Below are 20680 nucleotides of genomic sequence, written 5' to 3' on the forward strand. Positions count from 1 at the left end.
GGTCTCTATGGACGGTAGGGAGTGGTCCGGCGGCGCGTCAACCGCTACTGGAGGGTAATGTGAGCGATGATCGATCATCTTTGTGCGAACCATAATGCCGCACCGGGACCCCGCCCGGATCCGCTCAGGCGGAGCGGTCGGCGTACTCCAGGACGTGTTCCGCCAACAGCCGCCCGACCTCCGGATCCCGCCGCCGGAAGGCGTCGATCAGCGGAGCGTGGTCGGCCGCGTTCTCGTGCAGCTCCGGGCGGACCCGGTGCAGCGACAGCACCGTCCACACCTCCACGCCCAGCCCCTCCCAGGTTCGCAGCAGTGCCCCGTTGGCGGCGGCGGCCACGATCTCGCGGTGGAAGGCCACGCCGTGCCGGGCCTGCCCGAGCGCGTCACCCGCCCCGGCCGCCGCCGCCATCCGTTCCGCGTGCCGCTCCAGGGCAGCGGTGTCCCCGGCCAGGCGGACGACCGCCGCCTCGGCGGCCAGCCGCTCCAGGGCGGCCCGCACCTGGTAGACCTCGCGCAGTTCGGCCGGGCTGATCTCGCGCACCCGCACGCCCCGGTTGGGCTCGGCGTCGAGCAGCCCGAGCGACTGCAGTGAGCGCAGCGCCTCGCGCACCGGCGCCTGGCTGACGTTCAACTCGGCGGCCAGGCGCCGTTCCACGATCCGGTCGCCGGGCTGCCAGCGCCCGTTCAGCAGGCCCTCCAGCAGCAGTCCGCGCACCTGCTCGCCGAGCGGCACCCGGGACAGCGGGTCGGCGTCCCCGGCGGGCGGCAGCGGGATCGGGCGGGTCATGCGGGCTCCTTGATCGTGGTTCATGACGCGTGGTTCATCACTCGTGGTTCATGGCGCGTGGTGATGCGGGGCCGCAGCGCAGCCCGGTCACGCCAGGCCCAACTCGTCGCCCACGCGCGGGGCGAGGAAGCGGGCGACGTCCGCCTCCCCGACCTCGGCGAGCGAGGCCGGGGACCAGCGCGGGGTGCGGTCCTTGTCGATCACCTGGGCGCGGATGCCCTCGACCAGGTCAGGCCCGCTCAGCGCGGCGCAGGAGACGCGGTACTCCTGGTCGAGCACGGCCTCCAGGGAGGGGAGCGTGCGGGCCCGGCGCAGTGCGGCGAGGGTCACCGTGACGGCCGTGGGGGAGTTGCCGAGGACCAGCTCCGCGGCCTCCTTCGCCTCCGCCACGCCGGAGTTCAGCAGTCGTTCGACGATCTCCTCGACGGTGTCGGCCGCGTAGCAGGCGTCGATCCAGCCGCGCTGCTCCGCGAGCGCGGACCCCGGCGCGGGCTCGGCGTGCGAGGCGACGGCGGCGGCGGGGTCGGGGCTCTCGGCCAGGGCGTCGAGCAGCGCCGAGATCCGTGTCGAGGGGACGAAGTGGTCGGCGAACCCGCACAGCAGCGCGTCACCGGGGCCCATCGAGGCCGAGGTGAGTCCGAGGTGGGTGCCCAACTCGCCCGGGGCGAGCGCGAGCAGTCGACTGCCGCCGACGTCCGGGACCAGCCCGATCCGGGTCTCGGGCATCGCGACGGTGGAACGTTCGGTGACGATCCGGAGCGCGCCGTGGGCGGACAGGCCGATGCCGCCGCCCATGGTGATGCCGTCCATCACCGCGACGTACGGCTTCGGGTAGTGGGCGATCAGCGCGTTCAGCCGGTACTCGTCGCGGAAGAAGGCCCGGGTGCCGGCTCCGCCGGCCCTGGCGTCGTCGTGCAGTGCGCGGAGGTCGGCCCCGGCGCAGAGGCCGCGCTCGCCGGCGCCGGTCAGGACGACGGTGCGCACCCGGTCGTCCGCGGCCCACTCGGTCAGCGTCGTGTGGACGGTGGTGATCATGCCGTGGGTCAGCGAGTTGAGCGCCCGCGGCCGGTTCAGCACGATCCGCCCGGCCCCGCCGTCCAGGGAGACCTGGACCTCCGCCACCTCTGCGTTCATCGGGTCCGTTCCCGTCGTTCGGTCGTTCGGTCGTTCCTCGGTCTTGACGACTCCTGCCGTCCACCGTACCGGGGCGGCGCGGAGCCGTGATCACCCGACCGGGCGGCGGGCCGTCCTCACGGCGGACCGGCGGACCGTCCTCACGGCCGACCGGCCGGCTGGGCCCGGTTCGGGTCCCTACGGCCAGGCGCGCAGGGCGAGTTCGGCGGTCCGGGCCAGGTCGGCGGCGGTGGCGCCGTCCCGGGCCTGCTGCGACATGCCCTGGATGACCGCGCCGAAGTAGCCGGCCAGCGCGTGCGGGTCGGCGTCGGGCGGGAGTTCGCCGTCCGCCTGAGCCGTGCGCAGCCTGGTCTCGAAGACGTGGAGGTTGCGGTTGCGCAGGTCGCGCAGGTGGGCCTGGACCTCGGCGTCCTGCGGGGAGACGTTGGTGGCGGCGCTGATCACCAGGCAGCCGGCCGGGTGCGAGGGGTCGGGGTAGATGGCCGCCGCCTCCCGCAGGATCCGGGCGAAGGCCGCGTACGCGCTGGTCTCCTCGCGCAGGGCGGCCCCCGCGAACGCGCCGACGGGGGAGTGCCCGTAGTGGCGGACGACCTCCTCGAAGAGCGAGCGCTTGTCGCCGAACGCGGCGTAGAGGCTGCCGGGTCGGATGCCCATGGCGGTGGTCAGGTCGGTGACGGAGGTGGCCTCGTAGCCGCGCTCCCAGAACAGCCGGGTCGCCGCCGTCAGCGCCTCGTCCCGGTCGAAGGTCGGCGGTCGTCCGCGCCGGGGCCGCGTCGGGTTCTCGGTCATGCCGGAATTTTAGAACACCCGCTCAACAAGTGTGTTAGCTTCTTTCTTGAGTGAGCACTCAACAAATGTGGTGGGCGAAGCAGGAAGGGGCTCAGTCATGGGCACGCAGGCACTCAAGGGCAAGACCGCGCTGGTCACCGGGGGTAGCAGGGGGATCGGCCGGGCGATCGCCCGCAGGCTCGGCCGCGACGGCGCCACCGTCGCCGTCGGCTACGCCCGCGATCAGGAGGCGGCGGGCGAGGTCGTCGCGGGCATCCGCGCCGACGGCGGCCGGGCCTTCGCGCTGCACGCCGAACTCGGCCGGCACGGGGACGCGGCCGCGCTGTGGGAGGCGTTCGATGCCGGGATCGGCGCGCACGCGCCCGACGGCGGCGTCGACATCATCGTGAACAACGCCGGGATCGGGCGCAGTGCCGACCTCGCCGCGCTCACCGAGGAGGGCTTCGACGAGGTCTTCGCCGTCAACGTCCGCGCGCCGTTCTTCGTCGTCCAGCACGGCCTGCACCGGCTGCGCGACGGCGGCCGGATCATCAACGTCTCCAGTGGCGCGGCCCGCCTCGCCATGCCGGAGATCATCGCCTACGGCGCGACCAAGGGGGCGCTCGACACCTTCACCCTCAACCTCGCCAAGCAGCTCGGCCCGCGCGGGATCACCGCCAACTCGGTCGCGCCGGGTGTCGTCGACACCGACGTCAACGCCGGCTGGCTGCGCGGCAACGCGGAGGCGGAGGCCCATGCGGCCTCGCTCGCGGCCCTCGGCCGGGTCGGGCAGCCGGAGGACATCGCGGACATCGTCGCCTTCCTCGCCTCCGACGACGCCCGCTGGGTCACCGGCCGGGTCATCGACGCCACCGGAGGGGCGGGCCTGTAGTCGCGGCGCGTTCGGCGCGCGGGGGGAGTCCGTGGAGGGGCGGGGGTAACAGATAACAGCTGACAGATGATGAAATCTGTCAGCTGTTATCTGTCGTCTGTTATCTGTTCGCCGTCAGTTGTCGGCCGGCGGCTGCGGGCCCGCTACGGCCGGACCCGCCCCGTCACCTCGCCGAACCCGATGACGGCGCCCTCCGGCCCCGGCGCGGTGGCGGTGATGGTGACCTCGTCGCCGTCCTCCAGGAACGTCCGGGTGGTGCCGTCCGGGAGCTTCAGCGGCTCCTCGCCGTTCCACGTCAGCTCGATCAGCGCGCCGCGGGTTTCCGGCTCCGGCCCGCTGACGGTGCCCGAGGCGAACAGGTCGCCGGTGCGCAGCGAGGCACCGTTGACCGTCATGTGGGTGAGCTGCTGCTGCGCCGTCCAGTACATCGAGGCGAACGGCGGCCGGGACACCAGGTGCCCGTTCAGTCGGACTTCCAGCGCCAGGTCCAGTCCCCATGGCTCGCCGTCGCGGTCGTCCAGGTAGGCCAGCGGCTCGACGTCGCGCTCGGGCGGCGCGACCCGGGCGTGCTGCAGGGCGTCCAGCGGGACGATCCACGGGGAGACGGAGGTGGTGAAGGACTTGCCGAGGAACGGGCCGAGCGGCACGTACTCCCAGGCCTGGATGTCACGCGCGGACCAGTCGTTGACCAGGCAGACGCCGAACACGTGCTCGCGGAAGTCGTCCAGGACGACCGGTCGGCCCAGCTCGGACGGGGTGCCGACGACGAAGCCGACCTCCGCCTCGATGTCCAGCCGCCGGGTCGGCCCGAACGACGGCGCCGGGTCGGCGGGCGCCTTGCGCTGCCCGTGGGGCCGCACCACCGGGGTGCCGGAGACGACCACCGTGCCGGCCCGCCCGTGGTAACCGATGGGCAGGTGCTTCCAGTTGGGGGTGAGCGGCTCCGAGCCCGGGCGGAAGATCCGGCCCAGGTTGGTGGCGTGGTGCTCGGAGGCGTAGAAGTCGACGTAGTCGGCGACCTCGAACGGCAGGTGCAGCTGGACCTCGCCCGCCGGCAGCAGCGCAGGCGACAGCGCCTCGCGGTAGGACTCGTCCGTCAGCCATCGGGTGAGGTCGGCCCGGACCTGCGTCCAGGTCGAACGCCCTGCCGCCAGCAGTGGGTTGAGCGAGTCCGCGGCCAGCAGCACGGACGGCGCCCCGGCGGCCCGGGCGGCCGCCGCGGCGTCCAGCACGAAGTCCCCGACGCGCACGCCGATCCGGCGCCGGCCGGGCTGGTCGGCGGCGGTGAACACGCCGTACGGCAGGTTGTGCACGCCGAACGGCGAGTCCTGGGCGCTGGCGAGCCAGCTGCGGGGGGTGGTGCTCAACGGTCCTCCTGTGGCTGTGACGTGGACGGCAGCAGGCCGAGCGCGGCCAGGTCGTCCAGGGGCTCGGCGATGCTGCACGTGCCGAACGCGGTGAACGAGTTCCGGATCACCGTGATCTGACGATCGGTCAGTACATGGGCGGCCTTGGCCAGCACCGAGCCGTCGCGCTCCGCCAGTACCGCCGCTGCTGCGGCCCGGTCGGTCTCCTGCGCGGCCAGCAGCACGTTGAGGAAACCGTGGTGCTCGAAGCCGGTGGCCGGGTCGGTGTGCCGGACGGCGTTGTGCAGTCCGGCGGTGCACTTGTACGGCAGCCCGCGCAGGGCGCAGCCGGTGAGGAAGGCGGCCAGCTCCTCCTCGTCCGGGAACGCCTCGGCCACCACCCCGCCGGTGCGGAACTTCGCCCGGTAGGGGCTGTCGACGAGCACGTCCAGCACCTCGTCCAGGCCGTCGCCGCGCAGGAGTTCGCGCGGCAGCTCGACGGCGGCCGGGACGTTCGGCGGCAGCAGCCGGTCCAGGGCGGCGACCGCCTCGGCGGCGTCCCGGACGGCGAGTTCGACGCCGGCCACCTCGAAGGGTGCGGCGGCGGCGAGCGCCGGGCCGAGCTCGGCACTGCCCCCCGGCAGTACGAGCCCGACCCTGAGCGGCGCGCCGCCCGAAGCCGCCGCGGCCAACTCGCCCAGCCGGCCCGCCCCGCACAGGAGCGGGCCGACCGCCTCGGCGTACCAGGCCGCGCGGTGCCCGCGGTGCGCGGGCACCGCCTCGGCGACCGGCAGGTTCCCCGGGGGGAACACCGCGGCGTCGTCGAAGAGCCCGTGGAACAGCTCGGGGATCGCCCCGGGGCCCGTCCGGTTGGTCACGGCGGACGAGGCGGCGCTCATCGCCCGGGCCCCCGACCGGCCCAGGTCCAGGCGTAGTTGCCGTCCTCGCCGGCCCGGCCGCCCTCGCCGAGCTCCAGCGGGCGGAACGTGTCCACCATGACGGCGAGTTCGTCGAAGAACTCCACGCCGATGCTGCGCTCGTACGCGCCCGGCTGCGGCCCGTGGGTGTGCCCGCCGGGGTGCAGCGAGATCGAGCCCTGGCCGATGCCCGAGCCCTTGCGGGCCGCGTAGTCGCCGCCGCAGTAGAACATGACCTCGTCGCTGTCCACGTTGGCGTGGTAGTACGGCACCGGGATCGACAGCGGGTGGTAATCCACCTTGCGGGGAACGAAGTTGCAGATCACGAAGCCGTTGCCCTCGAACACCTGGTGGGCCGGCGGCGGCTGGTGGACCCGGCCGGTGATCGGTTCGAAGTCTCGGATGTTGAAGGCGTACGGGTACAGGCAGCCGTCCCAGCCGACCACGTCGAAGGGGTGGTGCGGCACGGTGTAGCGGGTGCCCGAGACACCGTTCGGGCCGCGGTGCTTGACCAGCACGTCGACGTCTCCGGAGGCGTCCCCGGCGGCATCCCCGTCGGCGTCGACGACCAGCGGGCCGACCGGGCCGCGGAAGTCCCGCTCGCAGTACGGCGCGTGCTCCAGCAGCTGCCCGTACTTGGAGAGGTAGCGCTTGGCCGGGGTGATGTGGCTGTTCGCCTCGATGCAGTACGCGCGCAGCGGTTCGTCCCCGGCCGGCACCCAGCGGTGGGTGGTGGCGCGCGGGATGATCACGTAGTCGCCCTGGCCGACCTCGATCGAGCCGAAGACCGTCTCGACCGTGCCGGAGCCGGACTCCACGTACACGCACTCGTCACCGAGCCCGTTGCGGTACAGCTCGCTCGGGGTCCCGGCGGCGACGTACGAGATCCGCACGTCGCCGTTGCCGAGGACCAGGCGGCGGCTGCCGACGACGTCCGCGGACTTCCATTCCTGGTCCGCGAACAGCTCGTGCAGCTTGAGGTGGCGGGGGAGCAGGGGGTGGTTGGGCACCGTGGACTGGTCCGGCAGCTCCCACGGCACCGCGTTCACCACGGCCGAGGGGATGCCCCGGTGGTAGAGCAGCGAGGAGTCCGACGAGAACCCCTCCTCGCCCATCAACTCCTCGTAGTACAGCCCGCCTTCGGGTGTGCGGTGCTGGGTGTGCCGCTTGGGCGGGATGCTGCCCAGCTGCCGGTAGTACGCCATCTCCCTGCTCCTCCTCGACCGTGCTCAGCCGACCGTCCTCACGGTACGCCCGACCGTGCTCAGAGTTCCCCGGTGCTCAGAGCTTCTCAGCACTCAGAGCTGCTCAGCACCCGGGGTTCCCCCGTGTTCAGGACTCCCCGTGCTCAGGGCTCCCCAGCACTCACAGGTTGCCGCGGGCGTCCTGCTCGCGCTCGATCGCCTCGAACAGCGCCTTGAAGTTGCCCTTGCCGAAGCCCAGCGAACCGTGCCGCTCGATGAACTCGTAGAAGACGGTGGGGCGGTCGCCGATCGGCTTGGTGAAGATCTGCAGCAGGTAGCCGTCCTCGTCGCGGTCGACCAGGATGCCGCGCGACTTCAGCTCGTTGATGTCCACCCGCACCTTGCCGATCCGGGCGCGCAGCTCCGGGTCGTCGTAGTACGAGTCGGGGGTGTTGAGGAACTCCACGCCGCGCGAGCGCAGCACGTCGACGGTGGTGAGGATGTCATTGGTGGCGAGCGCCATGTGCTGGCAGCCGGGGCCGGTGTAGAACTCCAGGTACTCGTCGATCTGCGACCGCTTCTTGGCGATGGCCGGCTCGTTGAGCGGGAACTTCACCCGGTGGTTGCCGCTGGCGACGACCTTGGACATCAGGGCGGAGTAGTCGGTGGCGATGTCGTCGCCGACGAACTCGGCCATGTTCACGAAGCCCATGACCCGGTTGTAGAACGAAACCCACTCGTCCATCCGGCCCAGCTCGACGTTGCCGACGGCGTGGTCGAGGGCCTGGAACAGGCGCTTGGGCGAGCCCTCCGGGTGCTGGACCTTGCTCTGCGCGGTGATGTACCCCGGCAGGTAGGGGCCGTGGTAGCGGGAGCGGTCGATCAGGGTGTGGCGGGTCTCGCCGTAGGTGGCGATGGCCGCGCGGCGCACGGTGCCGTTCTCGTCGGAGACGTCGTTCGGCTCCTCCAGGACGGTCGCGCCGGTGGCGCGGGCGTGCGCGATGCACTTGTCGACGTCCGGGACCTCCAGGGCCAGGTCGACGACGCCGTCGCCGTGGCGGCGGTGGTGGTCCAGCAGCGGGCTGTCCGGCAGCACCCCGCCCTTGATCACGAAGCGGCAGGAGCCGGAGCGGAGCACGAAGGCCTTGCGGTCGCGACGGCCGGTCTCCGGGCCGGAGTAGGCGACCAGCTCCATGCCGAACACGGCCTGGTAGAACTGGGCCGTCTGGGTGGCGTTGCCGACCACGAAGACGACCGCGTCCTGCGCGGTGACGGGGAACGGGTCGGTGGCCGGGTCGTGCTCGACGAGGCCGACGAGGCGGCGCAGCTGGTCGGCGTCGAGGCCGGCCTCGCGCTCCTCGGGGGTCAGCTCAAGGGCGTGGGACTGCGGGGTCATCGGTCGTTCCTCCACTTTTGGCCTCGGCTCTGAGGCGTCCGCTTGAGGCGGCCGCGCCGCGAACGGGTGGGCGGTGCGGCTGGCGGAGAGCTTGCTCCTGTCCGGGTGGCTGGGCAACAGGTCGGGATTTCACTGTTCAATGTGTACAAGCTGATCAGGAAATCCCGCATTCGGCTGCGCAAAATGTGCTGCCGATCGGGGCCGGTTCACGGGGTTCGCGACACCGGCTCCTGGACGGTCCCGGGCGGTGCGAGGTGGCGCAGGAACCAGGCCCCGGCGAGCTCGGCGACCTGGTCCAACGTGCCCGGCTCCTCGAACAGATGGCCCGCACCCGGCACCACCGCCAGTTCGCTCACGCAGTGCAGCCGGGCCCGGGCCCGCCGGTTCAGGTCGATCACGGTGGTGTCCAGGCCGCCGACCACGAGCAGCGTCGGGGCGCTCACCCGGCCCAGGACGTCGGGACCGGCGAGGTCGGGGCGCCCGCCGCGGGAGACCACCGCGCCGACGGCGGGCCCGAGCGCGGTGGCGGTGTGCAGGACGGCGGCGGTGTGCAGCGCGGCCGCGGCACCGGTGCTGGCGCCGAAGAGGCCGAGCGGCAGGCCGCGGGTCTCCTCCAGCCGGCCCAGCTCCTCGGCGACGGCGGTCAGCCGGTCACCGAGCAGACCGACGTCGAACACCTTGCGGCGATCCGGCTCCTCCGCCTCGGTGAGCAGGTCGAACAGCAGCGTGGCCAGCCCGGAGCGGTTCAGGTACCGGGCGACGTGCCGGTTGCGCGGGCTGCGCCGGCCGCTGCCGCTGCCGTGCGCGAAGAGCACGATGCCGCTCGGTGCGGCGGGGACGGTCAGCCGGCCGGCGAGGCGCACACCGGCGGCGCGCAGGACCAGCTCGCGGTCCACGCCCACCGGCCCTGGCGCGCGCCCGCCCGCGGCCTCGGCGAGCAGCCGCAGGACCTCCTCGTCGCCGGTCTGCGCGAAGTCCCCGTAGAACTCGCCGATCGAGAAGAACGGCGACGGCGTACCGACGCAGACCAGCTCGTCGGCGACCTCGGACAGGCGCTCCGTCCAGTCCGCCGGGGCCACCGGGACGGCGAGCACCACCCGGGCCGCGCCCCGGGCCCGGACGATCCGGCAGGCGGCCCGGGCGGTGGAGCCGGTGGCGACGCCGTCGTCCACCACGATCACCGTGCGGCCGCGCAGGTCGGCGGGCGGGCGGCCGCCCCGGTAGCGGCGGGCCCGGCGCTCCAACTCGGTGCGCTCGCGCCGCTCCACGGCGGCCAGCTGGTCGTCGCCGACCCCGGCCAGCCGGATGACCTGCTCGTTCAGCACCCGGACGCCGTCCTCGCCGATCGCCCCCATGCCCAGCTCGGGTTGGTAGGGCACGCCGAGCTTGCGGATCACGCAGATGTCCAGCGGCGCGCCGAGCGCGGCCGCCACCTCGGCGGCCACCGGAACCCCGCCCCTGGGCAGGGCCACCACCACGGTGTCGGCGCCGCCCAAGTGGCCCACGCGGGCGGCCAGCCGCCGGCCCGCGTCGGTCCGGTCGGTGAAGTGGGTCCCGGTGCCGTGCATGACGCGCCCTCCGTGTTCCACGGTACGTCCGGGCGGCGTCGGGCGGGGCACCGAGGGCGCGGGCCTGGAGTGCGGGCCGGGGGGCCGAGGGGGCGGCCCGTGCCCCAGGCCCGCACCCTCGGGCTCGTTCCTCGTTCTGCGCGGCGGCTACGGCCGCATCTCGTACGCGCCCGACAGCTCCTCGACCCGGGCCCACACGGCGGCGGCCCGCTCCGCGTTGGCGACCGGCCGGCGCACGTTCGCCAACGCCCAGGCGGCCTGCTCCGGGGTCGTCGAGGCCTTGCCGTGCAGCTCGGTCGCGTGCGCGGAGAAGTCGCGGACCAGCGCGTCGAAGATCTGGTCCAGGACGTCCTCGTCCAGGCCGGTCAGCTCCGCCTGCTCCAGCACCAGCTGGCCGTAGACGATCAGTGCGAACAGCTGGCCGATCTCCAGCAGGAAGTCCAGGTCCGCCTGCTGCTCCTTGCTCGGCGCGTGGCTGAGGAGCAACTCGCAGAAGCCGTCGGCCTGTTCGCGGAAGCGGGCGACGTTCGGCAGCTGGGTGTGGCGGTCGTACGCGGTGCGCCAGTCGTGGAAACGGATCGCGCCGAGGCCGCGGGCCGCACCCTGGCGGAACAGGAAGGCGTCATCGGTGGCGTCCAGCCGGGTCGGCACCGGGGCGTAGTCGCTCGGGGCGAACAGGTAGTTGCCCATGAACTTGAGGATCAGCGCCAGGTTGACGTGGACGGTGCCCTCCAGCTTCGGCAGGCCGCGGATGTCCTTCGCCGCCTTGTCGAAGTAGGTGTCCGCCTCGAAGCCCTTGGCCGCGATGACGTCCCACATCAGGTCGATGACCTTCTCGCCCTCGGTGGTGACCTTCATCTTGGTCATCGGGTTGAACAGCAGGTAGCGGCGGTCCTCGGGGGAGGCGGTGCGGAAGTAGTCCACGGCCCGCGCGCTGAACATCTTCATCGCCACCAGGCGGGCGTAAGCGTCGGTCAACTCCCGCCGCACGTGGGGGAAGTCGGTGACCTTCCGGCCGTACAGCACCCGGTTGTGGGCGTGCGTGACGGCCTCGTACATCGCGTGCTCGCAGATGCCGACCGAGGCCGTGCAGAGGTTGAACTTGCCGACGTTGACGGTGTTCAGCGCGGCGTCGAAGGCGGCCTGCCCGGTGTGCAGCACGTCCTCGGCGCGCACCGGGTAGCCCTCCAGCCGGAACTCGCTGACGTACATCTGGGCGTTCACGACGTTCTTGACCAGGTGGTACGCGTCGTGGCGGCTGTCGGCGGCGAAGAAGACGTAGCCCTCGGGGCCCTCGACGTCGGAGCGGCGGCCGAACACCGAGACCAGGCCGGCCACGTTGCCGTTGCCGATGTAGTACTTGGAGCCGGTCGCGGTGAAACCGCCCTCGCCGTCCGGGGTGAGGATCATGTCGGTGGAGTAGATGTCGGCGCCGTGGGTGCGCTCGGAGAGCCCGAACGCCATGACATGACCCTCCGTCAGGAGCTTGGCGGCGCGGGCCCGGACGGCCTCGTTCTTGCTCTGCCAGACCGGCCCGAGGCCGAGGATGGTGACCTGCCAGGTGTACCAGTAGCCGAGGCCGTAGAAGCCCAGGATCTCGTTCAGCTCGGCGATCCGGGAGGTGTCCCAGCGCTTGCCCGGGTCGGCCGCGGACGGGGTCAGGAACTCCGCGAACAGGCCCTCCTCGGCGGCGAATTCGAGGAAGTCGGCGTACCAGGTGCGGTCGACGTAGGTGTCGATCAGCGCCTTCTTGCCGCGGGACTCGAACCAGTCCACGGTCGCGCGCAGCAGCCGGCGGGTCGGCTCGTCGAACTGCGCGGGGTCGTACGTACGCGGGTTGAAGAGCATCACGGGCTCCCGGGGGTCGAGGGTGAGGAGGCGGCGGGTGGGGCTGGTGGGTGGGGCTGGCGGGTGACAGCGAACAGCGAACAGATGACAACTGACAGATTTCAGATTTCAGCGTTCAGATTCTGTTATCTGTCACCTGTCATCTGTGACCCGTCACCCGCGGCGAGGCGGTGCAGGGTGGCGAGCACGTCGTCGAGCCAGGCGAGGGTCATCCGCTCGTACTCGATGCCGCCGCGCAGCACCACGTGCTGGAGCTCCTGCCGGGTGTCGAGCGCGGTGAGGTCGGGGAAGTCGCGCTGCTCGCCGTGCAGGTAGCGGGCGAGCAGGGCGGCATGGCTCTCGCGGTGCCGTTCGACCTCGGAGATCAGCGCGGCCGGGTCGTCGAAGGCGGCGGCGCGGATCTTGACCGCGAGCTCGTGTCGGACGGACTCAGGCTCGACCGGTTCGCGCAGCCAGCCGGCGAGCACGGCCCGTCCGGCGTCGGCCGCCGAGTAGACCTTCTTGTCCGGCCGGCCGTCCTGGGCGACCTCTTCGGCGGCGACCCAGTCGTCGGCCTCCATCCGCCGCAGCACCTTGTAGATCTGCTGGTGGGTGGCGGTCCAGAAGCGCCCGATGGAGCGGTCGAAGCGCCGGGCCAGTTCGTAGCCCGAGCCCGGCTGCTCCAGCAGTGAGACGAGGATCGCGTGCTCCAGTGCCATGTCCCGCATCCTGCTATGCAACGAATTGCATAGGCAATGGGGGTCCGGAGTGGTGAGACGCAGGTCACCGGCGTGATCGGATGGTTATCGATCATTTGCGACCAAAAGGCGCAAATCATCGGATAAGCGCCAGAATGGGTACGGGGCAAGAGCCCTCCATGTTCCGAACCATAGGAGGTGGTATCGGTGTCTACCCAGATTCCGATGGGCATGGAGCATCACCCGGACATCGTCGAACTCCGGGAGCACTACGAGCGGATCACCTCGACCCCGCGCGCCCAGGCCACGGAGGCCCTGGCCGTGCTGGCCGGCCTGTTCCTGGCGGCATCGCCATGGATCGTCGGCTTCACCGCCTTCAACACGCTGACCGTGACCTGCCTGATCGTCGGCCTGGCCTACTGCGTGCTGATGGCGGGATACGGGTCGGCCTACGAGCGCACCCACGCGAGGGCCTGGGCGGCCACCGTGCTCGGCGCGTGGACGATCGTCTCTCCCTGGCTCGTCTCCGGATCGGCCGCGCAGGGCAGGAACATCGTCACCTGCGTCATCGTCGGTGCCGTGATGTTCCTGCTCGGTCTCGCGGCGATCTCGATGGCCACGATCACGGCGAACGGAGCTGCGATGCGGCTCGGCCGGGCCGGCCGCGCCAAGGGCTGACGTCACTGACAGTCCGCGTCCCGGGGCGTGGAGGGCCGAACCGTCCTCCGCGCCCCGGCGCACGTCGTCAGGGAGCCGCGGCCGTCACGGGTGGGTCGTTGGCCGTCATGGGCGGGTGGGTGGCCGTCACGGGCGGGTCATCCGCAGGACGTCCAGGGCCTCGTCGAGCTGTTCCCGGGTGAGCTTGCCCTGTTCCACGTAGCCGTGCTCCAGCACGACCTGTCGGATCGTCTTCCGTTCGGCCAGCGCCTGCTTGGCGACCTTCGCCGCCTCCTCGTACCCGAGGTAGCGGTTCAGCGGGGTGACCACCGAGGGGGAGGACTCCGCGTACTCCCGGGCCCGTTCGACGTTGGCGGTGATGCCGTCCACCGTCCGGTCCGCGAGCAGCCGGGCGCTGTTGGCGAGCAGCCTCACCGACTCCAGCACGTTGCGGGCGAGCACCGGGAGCATCACGTTCAGCTCGAAGTTGCCGCTCGCGCCGGCCAGGGTGACCGTCGCGTCGTTGCCGACCACCTGGGCGGCGACCATCAGCACCACCTCGGGGAGCACCGGGTTCACCTTGCCCGGCATGATCGACGAACCGGGTTGCAGGTCCGGCAGGTTGATCTCGCCGAGGCCGGTGCGCGGGCCCGAGCCCATCCACCGCAGGTCGTTCGCGATCTTCGTGAAGCCGACGGCCACCGTGCGCAGTTGCCCGCTCAGCTCGACCAGGGCGTCGCGGGCGCCCTGCGCCTCGAAGTGGTCCCGGGCCTCGGTCAGCGGCAGGCCGGTGGTGCGGGCGACCTCCTCGATCACCGCCGCCGGGAACCCCGGCGGGGTGTTGATCCCGGTGCCCACCGCCGTGCCGCCGAGGGGCAGTTCGGCGACCCGGGGGAGCGTCGCCAGCAGCCGCTCCCGCCCGTGCCGCACCTGAGCGGCGTAGCCGCCGAACTCCTGGCCGAGGGTGACCGGCGTGGCGTCCATCAGGTGCGTCCGGCCCGACTTGACCACCTGCGCGAACTCGGCGGCCTTGCGTTCCAGCGCCTCCGCCAGGTGCTCCAGCGCCGGGATCAGGTCGTGCGTGACGGCGGCGGTGGCGGCGATGTGGATCGAGGACGGGAAGACGTCGTTGGACGACTGGCTGGCGTTCACGTGGTCGTTCGGGTGGACCGGGCGGCCCAGCCGCTCGGCGGCCAGGGTGGCGATCACCTCGTTGGCGTTCATGTTGGACGAGGTGCCCGAACCGGTCTGGAACACGTCCACCGGGAACTCGTCGTCCCACCGCCCTTCGGCGACCTCCTCGGCCGCCGCCGCGATCGCCGCCGCCGTGTCCTCGTCCAGGACGCCGAGACGGGCGTTCACCCGGGCCGCGGCGGCCTTGATCCCGGCCAGCGCGGCGATGTGCGCGCGCTCCAGCCGCTGGCCGGACACCGGGAAGTTCTCCACCGCCCGCTGCGTCTGCGCCTGCCACTTCGCGGCGGCCGGCACCCGGACCTCGCCCATCGAGTCGTGCTCGACGCGGTACTCCCGCTGGTTCTCCTGCTCGTCACCCATCACGCGCTGCACCTCCTGAACGGGCTGGTGGTCCGGCCCCGAGCGGTCTCCGATCACCACAGCCGCGCGCGGGCCCCGGGTATTTCCGCCCGGCCGCATCCGGTGTTGCAGCCCGGCCACGCTCGCCGTTCCGGCCCGGCCGCATCCACGGTTACGGCCGGGCCGCGCCCGTCGTTGCCGCCGGGTCCGCCCGGCCGCACCCGGTCGTTACCGTCGCGTCCGGTCGTTACCGCCGGGACAGCCCGGCCGCGCCCGTCGTTACCGCCGGGGCAGTTCGGCGCGGACCAGTTCGCCCGGCGCGGTGCCGGCCTGGGCGACCAGGGCGCCGCCCGGCGCCCAGAAGCCGGAGCCGCCCGAGGTCTGCGGCTGCTCGCCGCTCGCCCCGGCGGAAGTGGCCAGCACGGCCCACACCCCGTGGGTGGCGGCGCGGTCGCGGAGGTGCCCGTCCCGGCGGGCGGCCTGCGCGGGCCCCGCGCCGTACAGGGTGGAGGCGACGTAGGCGTCGATGCCGAGCGCGGCGGTCTCCTCGGCGTGCGCGGGATCGGCGGCGTCGGCGCAGATCGCGAGGCCGAACCGCAGGCCGTCCAGTTCCAGGACGGCGGGCCCGTGGCCGGGGGTGAACCGGTCGTGCTCGGCGCCGTGCAGCCGCGTCTTCCGGCACACGACGGCGGCGCCTTCACCGGTGACGGCCAGGGTGGCGATGGACTCGCCCCCGTCGGGCTCGGTGACCGGCGCGCCGACCAGGGCGGTCGTGCCGGTCGCGGCGCAGGCGGCGACCAGCGGGGCGAGGCGCGGATCGGCCGGGCCGAGCGCGGGTGCGGCCAGGTCGTAACCGGTCAGGGACAGCTCGGGGAACACCACCAGGCGCGCGGCGGCCTCCCGTACGGTCTGCGCGTGCCGTTCGACGTTCACGGCCACGGTGTCCGGGCGGCCGGCGTCGGCGCAGGCGGGCTGGGCGACGGCCACGGTGACGGTGACGGTGGCAGTGGGGGCGGCGGTGGCGGTGGTGGCGGCGATCAGGGGTGCGGGCATGGCGGTGTCTCCGGGCACGAGGTGGAAAAGATCAACGTATGCGCAGGTCCGGGCGGTGGACAAGGGTTTCGCGTGGCAGCCGGGACGGAGCCGCCCGGGGCGGACGAACGCACCGCTCCGCGCCGCGCCCGGAGCGGCCGCGGCCCGGAACATGATCACCCGAATGGATGAATAGCTGCGTGGAGTGCTTCAAACTGCCGTACGCCACTTCGTACGCTCCTGCCCAGGCCGGATTCACACCGGCCCCACCCGGATCGCCGCTGCTCGGCATCATCGCTGCGCGGCATCACCGCCGCTCGGCGCGGGTGACCGGCTAGTGGGGGCGGACTCATGACGACGACAGGGCGGGGCATGACCGGGGGCACGGAAGACCGCGGGGGGACGGACCCGGGGACGGAGCCGGGGACGGAGCCGAGGACGGAGCCGAGGACGGCCCCGGACGCGGACACGGCCCCGGACGCGGACGCGGACGCGGGGAACGGGCGCGGGAAGGGCCGTGGAAACGCCAGGGGCGGCGGCCTCACCAGGCGGCAGATGCTCGGCGCCTCGGCCGCCCTGGGCGGCGCGGCCTGGCTGCTGCGCGGCACCATCGGCCCGGACAGCGCCGAGGCGGCCACCCCGGTGCCGCCCGGCCTGCCCGCCGGCACCGAGTTGTACCAGCGGGTCTTCCAGAACTGGTCCGGCGAGATCCGCACCGACCAGCTGTGGACCTGCGCGCCCCGCACGCCCGAGGAGGTGCCGGCGCTCGCCGACTGGGCGCACGCCAACGGCTGGCGCCTGCGCGCCACCGGCTACCGGCACACCTGGGCGCCGCTCACCGTCGCCAACGGGACCCCGGACAGCGCCCGCGTCCTGCTCGTGGACACCAGCCGCCACCTCACCGCGATGACCGCCGACTCGCCGACCACCGTCCGGGTCCAGACCGGCGCCACCATGGAGGACCTGCTCGCCCACCTGGCCGGCCGGGGCCTCGGCCTGACCGCGTGCCCGGCACCCGGCGAACTCACCGTCGGCGGGGTGCTCGCCATCGGCGGCCACGGCACCGCCGTACCCGCCGCCCACGAACTCCGGCCGGAGGGGCACGGCTACGGCTCGGTCAGCAACCAGGTCGTCCGGCTCACCGCCGTCGTCCTCGACCCGGCCACCGGCCGCTACACGCTGCGCACCTTCGAGCGCGCGGAGGCCGACAGCGCCGCCTTCCTGGTGCACCTGGGCCGCGCCTTCCTCACCGAGGTCGTGCTGCGGGCCGGCGCGGACCGGCCGCTGCGCTGCGTCAGCCGTCTCGACATCCCGGCCAGTGAACTGTTCGCCCGCCCCGGCACCGGAGGCGGCGGTGGGATCCTGGGCGGCGGGCTCCTGGGTGGCCTGCTCGGCGGTGGCGGCCCGCGCACCCTCGCCGACTTCGTCGAGCGCGACGGCCGGGTCGAGGCGATCTGGTTCGCCTACACCGAGTACCCCTGGCTGAAGACCTGGAGCGTCGCCCCGGCCAAGCCGCTGGGCTCCCTGCCCGTCGACCAGCCCTACAACTACCCCTTCTCGGACAGCATTCCGGAACCGGTCGCCCGGCTCGCCGGCCAGATCCTCGCCGGCGCCTGGGGATCGGCCCCGCTGTTCGGCCAACTCCAGTACCTGATCGCCAAGGTGGCGCTCACCGGTGACCTCACGGACGTCCTCCTCTCCGGCGGACTGCTGCGCGACCTGCTCAGCGGCGACCTGATCACCCACCTGCTCGCCGGTGGCCTGCGCTCCGACCTCTGGGGCCCGTCGCGCAGCCTGCTGCAGTACGTCCGACCCACCACCCTGCGGGTCACCGCCAACGGTTACGCGGTCCTCGCCAAGCGTGCCGACCTCCAGTGGGTGGTCAGCGAATTCGCCGCCTACTACCGGAAGTTGCTGGCCGACTACCAGGCCCGGGGGGAGTTCCCGGTGAACGGCGCGGTGGAGATCCGGGTCACCGGCGTGGACGACCCGACCTCCTCCGGCGTCCCCGGCGCGCGGCCGCCGCTGCTGTCCGCGCTGCGTCCTCGGGCGGACCGCCCGGAGTGGGACACCGCGATCTGGCTCGACGTCCTGGCCTTCCCCGGCACCCCGGGGCTGGAACGCTTCGCCCGCGACCTGGAGCAGTGGCTGCTGCGCACCTTCGACGGCACCCGGGCGGGCTTGCGGGTCGAGTGGTCCAAGGGCTGGGCGTACACCGCCGACGCGGCCTGGTCCGACCCGGACCTGCTCGGTCGGGTCATCCCCGCGAGCCTGCGCGACGGCGGCGGGCCGGGCTGGGACGAGGCGGTCGCCGTCCTGGACCGGCACGACCCGCACCGGGTGTTCGGAAACCCCTTCCTGGACGGGCTGTTGAAGTAGTGGAGCACATCTGACGGATCGTCAGATGTGCTCCATGACGATCACCGCGAGGGTGTCCGGCGCCAGGGCGCGGAAGACGTGCGGGGCATCGCCCGGGTAGCTCACGTAGTCGCCCGGGCCCAGCTCGACCGGGGCCTCCGTCGGCCCGGCCAGCGCCCGGCCCGAGCCGACCAGCACGTGCTCGACGGTGCCGGGCATGTGCGGGTCGGAGGCCCGGGTCTCGCCCGGCTGCGCCTCGATCCGGTAGATGTCGCGCCGGGCGTTCGGCGGACAGGAGGACAGCACGGTCGCCGCGTAGTCGGCGCGCTCGGAGTGGGTCACCGGGCCCTCGCCGGCCCGGATCACCTTGACCGCCGGGCGCGGAGGGTCGACCAGGCGGCTGAACGGCACGTTCAGCGCGACGGCGAGGGCCCAGAGCGTCTCCACGCTCGGGTTGCCCGCGCCCGACTCCAGCTGGGAGAGCGTCGACTTGGCGATGCCCGCGCGCCGGGCCAGCTCCGCCATCGACAGCCCGCCGCGTTCGCGCTCGCGCCGGATGGAGACGGAGATCAGGCCGATCAGATCCGCGCCGGAACCCGCGCTCGGGGTGGTCCGGTCACTCATGCTTGCCACTCACGCTCTCTCCTGGTTCCTTCTCCGGCCCCCGTGCGGCTGGTGCCGTTCATGCTGCCACTCGTGAGGGCGGCTGTCCGCACCTGCCCGTCGTTCGCCCTGTCGGTCCAATCGTTCGCCTTGACGAACGACGGGCGATGGGTTCACGCTGGTGGACATGCGTTCGCTACTCCGAACACTGGAGCATGCCACCCTTCGGGACATAGCTCTCGTCTGCCTCGCCGACGCACTCGTCGGCGCCTCCTTCGGCGCGATCAGCGCCTCCGGCGGCCTGCCCCTGTGGGTGCCGGTCGCGCTCTCCGTCCTGGTCTTCGCGGGCGGCTCCCAGTTCGCGGCGGTCGGCGTGGTGCTGTCCGGTGGCGGTGCGCTCGCCGCCGTCGCCACCGGACTGGTGCTCAACGCCCGACTGCTGCCCTTCGGCTTCGCCGTGGCCGACGTGCTCGACGGCCCGTGGTGGCGGCGGCTGTTCGGCGCGCAGCTGATCACCGACGAGACCGCCGCGTTCGTCCTGCGGCAGGACGACGGGCGGCGGCGACGGGCCGCGTTCTGGCTCTGCGGGCTGGCGCTGTTCGTGGTGTGGAACGTCTCGGTGGTGCTCGGGGCCCTGGCCGGAGGGCTGATCGGGGACACGGACGCGCTGGGCCTCGACGCGGCCTTCCCCGCCGTGCTGCTCGCGCTCGTGCTGCCCTCGCTCGCGGACCGCCGGGTCCGTACCGCCGCCGTGGCCGGCGCCGTCGTCGCGGTCGCGGCCACGCCGTTCGTCCCGGCGGGGCTGCCCGTCCTGCTCGCCCTCGTCGGGCTGTTGTTCGCCGGGCAGCCCGGGACGCGCGAGGGGCGTGACGGTCGCGAGGTGCGAGAGGGGCGCGAGGTGCGGGAGTCGCAGAACTCGCTGCAGTCGCGGGAGTCGCGGAATGGGGCGTCGGTCGAGGAACCGGGCGTCCCGGTGATCGAGCGGGAGGAAGCCCGATGATGCCGTTGTACGCCGTGCTGCTGCTGGCCGTCGGGACGTACGCCTTCCGCCTTGCCGGGCCGCTCCTCGGCCACCGGCTCGCCCTCTCGGAGCGTGTGCGGCACCTGCTCGCCGTCGCCGCGGCCGTCCTGCTGGTCGCCCTGGTCGCCACCGGTGCCCTCACCCAGGGCCAGGGCTTCGCCGGTTGGGCCCGTCCGGCCGGCGTCCTGGTCGCCGGTGTGCTCGCGCTGCGGCGGGCGCCGTTTCCGGCGGTGGTGATCGCGGGTGCGGCGACGACGGCGCTGCTGCGGCTGTGCGGGGTGGGGTGAGCGGGGTGGGGTGAGCGGCGCGCCCGTCAGCCGCCCAGCGCCTTGAAGAAGATCGTCGTCGGGTGGGCGACCCCCGAGGGGTCGGTCGCGTAGTCCGGCACCGAACCGACCCGGGTCCACCCGGCCGCCTCGTACAGCCGCTCGGCCGGGCTGCCCGTCTCGGTGTCCAGCACCAGCAGCCGCAGCCCCAGCTCGGCCGCCCGTTCCTCCAGCACCGCCAGCAGTCGCCCGGCCAGCCGCTGCCCCCGGTCCGCCGGATGCACCATCAGCTTGGCGACCTCACCCCGGTGCCGCCCGTTCGCGGGCGCCGCCGGGCGCAGCTGGATCGTCCCGGCGAGCCGCCCGTCGGCCTGCGCCCGGACCGTCCACAGCAGCAGCCGCTCCGCCGCGACCTCCGGGGCCAGCGCCCGCCACCACGCGACGGCCTCGGCCCGCCCCAGCGGCGCGAGGAAGCCGAGCGACCCGCCACCGTGGACGGTGTCCACCAGCAGCCCGGCCAGTTCCTCCGCCGCGCCGTCCAGCTCCTCCGCCGCCACCTGACCGACCGCGTACGCCTCGCCCGCCATGTCGTCTTCCTCACTCGCTCGCGCCCGCCCGCCGCCCGGGCGGTTGCGCCATACTCGCCGGTACTGCGCCGAGAACGGGATCCCGTCGATATCCCGCCGACACTAC

19 protein-coding genes are annotated in these 20680 nt (G+C 73.0%); 5 read left to right on the top strand and 14 right to left on the bottom strand.

Translation table 11 applies throughout. The features are described from left to right. Window positions 1-124 precede the first annotated feature (124 nt). The 3 genes from ACFWPT_RS00690 to ACFWPT_RS00700 all read right to left on the bottom strand — a co-directional run bounded on the left by ACFWPT_RS00690 (window position 125) and on the right by ACFWPT_RS00700 (window position 2710). A complete protein-coding gene (locus tag ACFWPT_RS00690) occupies window positions 125-787 on the bottom strand; it encodes a GntR family transcriptional regulator (protein ID WP_380369053.1) in 663 nt (220 codons plus the stop codon). Between the two features lie 87 nt (window positions 788-874). Continuing rightward, entirely contained in the window at window positions 875-1921 is a 1047-nt protein-coding gene (locus ACFWPT_RS00695; RefSeq protein ID WP_380478429.1) for an enoyl-CoA hydratase/isomerase family protein, read from the bottom strand. Window positions 1922-2098: 177 nt separating this feature from the next. After that, the gene (locus ACFWPT_RS00700; protein ID WP_380478431.1) at window positions 2099-2710 is read right to left on the bottom strand and encodes a TetR/AcrR family transcriptional regulator; all 612 of its coding nucleotides are present in this window, start codon (window positions 2708-2710) and stop codon (window positions 2099-2101) included. A gap of 97 nt (window positions 2711-2807) precedes the next feature. Between ACFWPT_RS00700 and ACFWPT_RS00705 the strand changes: the two genes are divergently transcribed. After that, a complete protein-coding gene (locus ACFWPT_RS00705) occupies window positions 2808-3581 on the top strand; it encodes an SDR family oxidoreductase (protein WP_380369061.1) in 774 nt (257 codons plus the stop codon). A gap of 143 nt (window positions 3582-3724) precedes the next feature. Here the strand turns inward: ACFWPT_RS00705 and fahA are convergent, their stop codons facing one another. From fahA to ACFWPT_RS00740, 7 genes are all read right to left on the bottom strand, one after another. Further along, on the bottom strand, window positions 3725-4948 hold the full coding sequence (gene fahA, locus ACFWPT_RS00710) for a fumarylacetoacetase (RefSeq protein WP_363366913.1): 1224 nt from the start codon (window positions 4946-4948) through the stop codon (window positions 3725-3727). Then, window positions 4945-5826, bottom strand: a complete 882-nt coding sequence (locus tag ACFWPT_RS00715) for a hypothetical protein (protein ID WP_380369065.1) — start codon at window positions 5824-5826, stop codon at window positions 4945-4947. The genes fahA and ACFWPT_RS00715 overlap by 4 nt, the downstream gene beginning before the upstream one ends. Beyond that, the gene (locus ACFWPT_RS00720; RefSeq protein WP_380478433.1) at window positions 5823-7049 is read right to left on the bottom strand and encodes a homogentisate 1,2-dioxygenase; all 1227 of its coding nucleotides are present in this window, start codon (window positions 7047-7049) and stop codon (window positions 5823-5825) included. Before ACFWPT_RS00720 ends, ACFWPT_RS00715 begins: the two co-directional genes overlap by 4 nt. 160 nt (window positions 7050-7209) lie before the next feature. Next, on the bottom strand, window positions 7210-8424 hold the full coding sequence (gene hppD, locus ACFWPT_RS00725; protein WP_063349886.1) for a 4-hydroxyphenylpyruvate dioxygenase: 1215 nt from the start codon (window positions 8422-8424) through the stop codon (window positions 7210-7212). Window positions 8425-8630: 206 nt separating this feature from the next. After that, complete coding sequence (locus ACFWPT_RS00730; RefSeq protein WP_380478435.1) at window positions 8631-9992, bottom strand: phosphoribosyltransferase family protein; 1362 nt, start codon at window positions 9990-9992, stop codon at window positions 8631-8633. Between the two features lie 147 nt (window positions 9993-10139). After that, the gene (locus ACFWPT_RS00735; protein ID WP_380478437.1) at window positions 10140-11840 is read right to left on the bottom strand and encodes an acyl-CoA dehydrogenase family protein; all 1701 of its coding nucleotides are present in this window, start codon (window positions 11838-11840) and stop codon (window positions 10140-10142) included. A gap of 125 nt (window positions 11841-11965) precedes the next feature. Continuing rightward, window positions 11966-12538, bottom strand: coding sequence for a PadR family transcriptional regulator (locus ACFWPT_RS00740; RefSeq protein WP_380478439.1), 573 nt, complete (start codon window positions 12536-12538; stop codon window positions 11966-11968). A 186-nt stretch (window positions 12539-12724) separates the two neighbouring features. Between ACFWPT_RS00740 and ACFWPT_RS00745 the strand changes: the two genes are divergently transcribed. Next, window positions 12725-13195: an SPW repeat protein gene (locus tag ACFWPT_RS00745; RefSeq protein ID WP_063349890.1), complete on the top strand. Its 471-nt coding sequence runs from the start codon at window positions 12725-12727 to the stop codon at window positions 13193-13195. Window positions 13196-13321: 126 nt separating this feature from the next. Here the strand turns inward: ACFWPT_RS00745 and ACFWPT_RS00750 are convergent, their stop codons facing one another. Both ACFWPT_RS00750 and ACFWPT_RS00755 read right to left on the bottom strand, forming a co-directional pair. After that, window positions 13322-14728 (bottom strand): aspartate ammonia-lyase, encoded by a 1407-nt coding sequence (locus tag ACFWPT_RS00750; RefSeq protein WP_063349891.1) that lies wholly within the window; start codon window positions 14726-14728, stop codon window positions 13322-13324. A gap of 258 nt (window positions 14729-14986) precedes the next feature. Next, on the bottom strand, window positions 14987-15760 hold the full coding sequence (locus ACFWPT_RS00755; RefSeq protein ID WP_380478441.1) for a carbon-nitrogen hydrolase family protein: 774 nt from the start codon (window positions 15758-15760) through the stop codon (window positions 14987-14989). 534 nt (window positions 15761-16294) lie between these two features. Between ACFWPT_RS00755 and ACFWPT_RS00760 the strand changes: the two genes are divergently transcribed. Further along, window positions 16295-18118 (top strand): cholesterol oxidase substrate-binding domain-containing protein, encoded by a 1824-nt coding sequence (locus ACFWPT_RS00760; RefSeq protein ID WP_380369085.1) that lies wholly within the window; start codon window positions 16295-16297, stop codon window positions 18116-18118. Between the two features lie 21 nt (window positions 18119-18139). Here the strand turns inward: ACFWPT_RS00760 and ACFWPT_RS00765 are convergent, their stop codons facing one another. Further along, window positions 18140-18721, bottom strand: coding sequence for a helix-turn-helix domain-containing protein (locus ACFWPT_RS00765; protein ID WP_363367331.1), 582 nt, complete (start codon window positions 18719-18721; stop codon window positions 18140-18142). A 166-nt stretch (window positions 18722-18887) separates the two neighbouring features. Here ACFWPT_RS00765 and ACFWPT_RS00770 point away from each other — a divergent pair, with 166 nt between their 5' ends. Then, entirely contained in the window at window positions 18888-19700 is an 813-nt protein-coding gene (locus tag ACFWPT_RS00770) for an AzlC family ABC transporter permease (protein WP_380478443.1), read from the top strand. After that, the gene (locus tag ACFWPT_RS00775; RefSeq protein WP_380478547.1) at window positions 19700-20008 is read left to right on the top strand and encodes an AzlD domain-containing protein; all 309 of its coding nucleotides are present in this window, start codon (window positions 19700-19702) and stop codon (window positions 20006-20008) included. Before ACFWPT_RS00770 ends, ACFWPT_RS00775 begins: the two co-directional genes overlap by 1 nt. Window positions 20009-20034: 26 nt before the next feature. Here ACFWPT_RS00775 and ACFWPT_RS00780 read toward each other — a convergent pair whose 3' ends face one another. Further along, on the bottom strand, window positions 20035-20574 hold the full coding sequence (locus ACFWPT_RS00780) for a GNAT family N-acetyltransferase (RefSeq protein ID WP_380478445.1): 540 nt from the start codon (window positions 20572-20574) through the stop codon (window positions 20035-20037). Window positions 20575-20680: the final 106 nt, after the last annotated feature.

Source organism: Kitasatospora sp. NPDC058478, from assembly GCF_042720345.1.
Taxonomy (GTDB): Bacteria; Actinomycetota; Actinomycetes; order Streptomycetales; family Streptomycetaceae; genus Kitasatospora.

Excerpts from the sequence above, each read along its gene's own strand:
- ACFWPT_RS00690 (WP_380369053.1), bottom strand. The coding sequence starts at position 787 with ATGACCCGCCCGATCCCGCTGCCGCCCGCCGGGGACGCCGACCCGCTG.
- ACFWPT_RS00695 (WP_380478429.1), bottom strand. The coding sequence starts at position 1,921 with ATGAACGCAGAGGTGGCGGAGGTCCAGGTCTCCCTGGACGGCGGGGCC.
- ACFWPT_RS00700 (WP_380478431.1), bottom strand. The coding sequence starts at position 2,710 with ATGACCGAGAACCCGACGCGGCCCCGGCGCGGACGACCGCCGACCTTC.
- ACFWPT_RS00705 (WP_380369061.1), top strand. The coding sequence starts at position 2,808 with ATGGGCACGCAGGCACTCAAGGGCAAGACCGCGCTGGTCACCGGGGGT.
- ACFWPT_RS00715 (WP_380369065.1), bottom strand. The coding sequence starts at position 5,826 with ATGAGCGCCGCCTCGTCCGCCGTGACCAACCGGACGGGCCCCGGGGCG.
- ACFWPT_RS00720 (WP_380478433.1), bottom strand. The coding sequence starts at position 7,049 with ATGGCGTACTACCGGCAGCTGGGCAGCATCCCGCCCAAGCGGCACACC.
- hppD (WP_063349886.1), bottom strand. The coding sequence starts at position 8,424 with ATGACCCCGCAGTCCCACGCCCTTGAGCTGACCCCCGAGGAGCGCGAG.
- ACFWPT_RS00730 (WP_380478435.1), bottom strand. The coding sequence starts at position 9,992 with ATGCACGGCACCGGGACCCACTTCACCGACCGGACCGACGCGGGCCGG.
- ACFWPT_RS00735 (WP_380478437.1), bottom strand. The coding sequence starts at position 11,840 with ATGCTCTTCAACCCGCGTACGTACGACCCCGCGCAGTTCGACGAGCCG.
- ACFWPT_RS00740 (WP_380478439.1), bottom strand. The coding sequence starts at position 12,538 with ATGGCACTGGAGCACGCGATCCTCGTCTCACTGCTGGAGCAGCCGGGC.
- ACFWPT_RS00750 (WP_063349891.1), bottom strand. The coding sequence starts at position 14,728 with ATGGGTGACGAGCAGGAGAACCAGCGGGAGTACCGCGTCGAGCACGAC.
- ACFWPT_RS00755 (WP_380478441.1), bottom strand. The coding sequence starts at position 15,760 with ATGCCCGCACCCCTGATCGCCGCCACCACCGCCACCGCCGCCCCCACT.
- ACFWPT_RS00760 (WP_380369085.1), top strand. The coding sequence starts at position 16,295 with ATGCTCGGCGCCTCGGCCGCCCTGGGCGGCGCGGCCTGGCTGCTGCGC.
- ACFWPT_RS00765 (WP_363367331.1), bottom strand. The coding sequence starts at position 18,721 with ATGAGTGACCGGACCACCCCGAGCGCGGGTTCCGGCGCGGATCTGATC.
- ACFWPT_RS00770 (WP_380478443.1), top strand. The coding sequence starts at position 18,888 with ATGCGTTCGCTACTCCGAACACTGGAGCATGCCACCCTTCGGGACATA.
- ACFWPT_RS00775 (WP_380478547.1), top strand. The coding sequence starts at position 19,700 with ATGCCGTTGTACGCCGTGCTGCTGCTGGCCGTCGGGACGTACGCCTTC.
- ACFWPT_RS00780 (WP_380478445.1), bottom strand. The coding sequence starts at position 20,574 with ATGGCGGGCGAGGCGTACGCGGTCGGTCAGGTGGCGGCGGAGGAGCTG.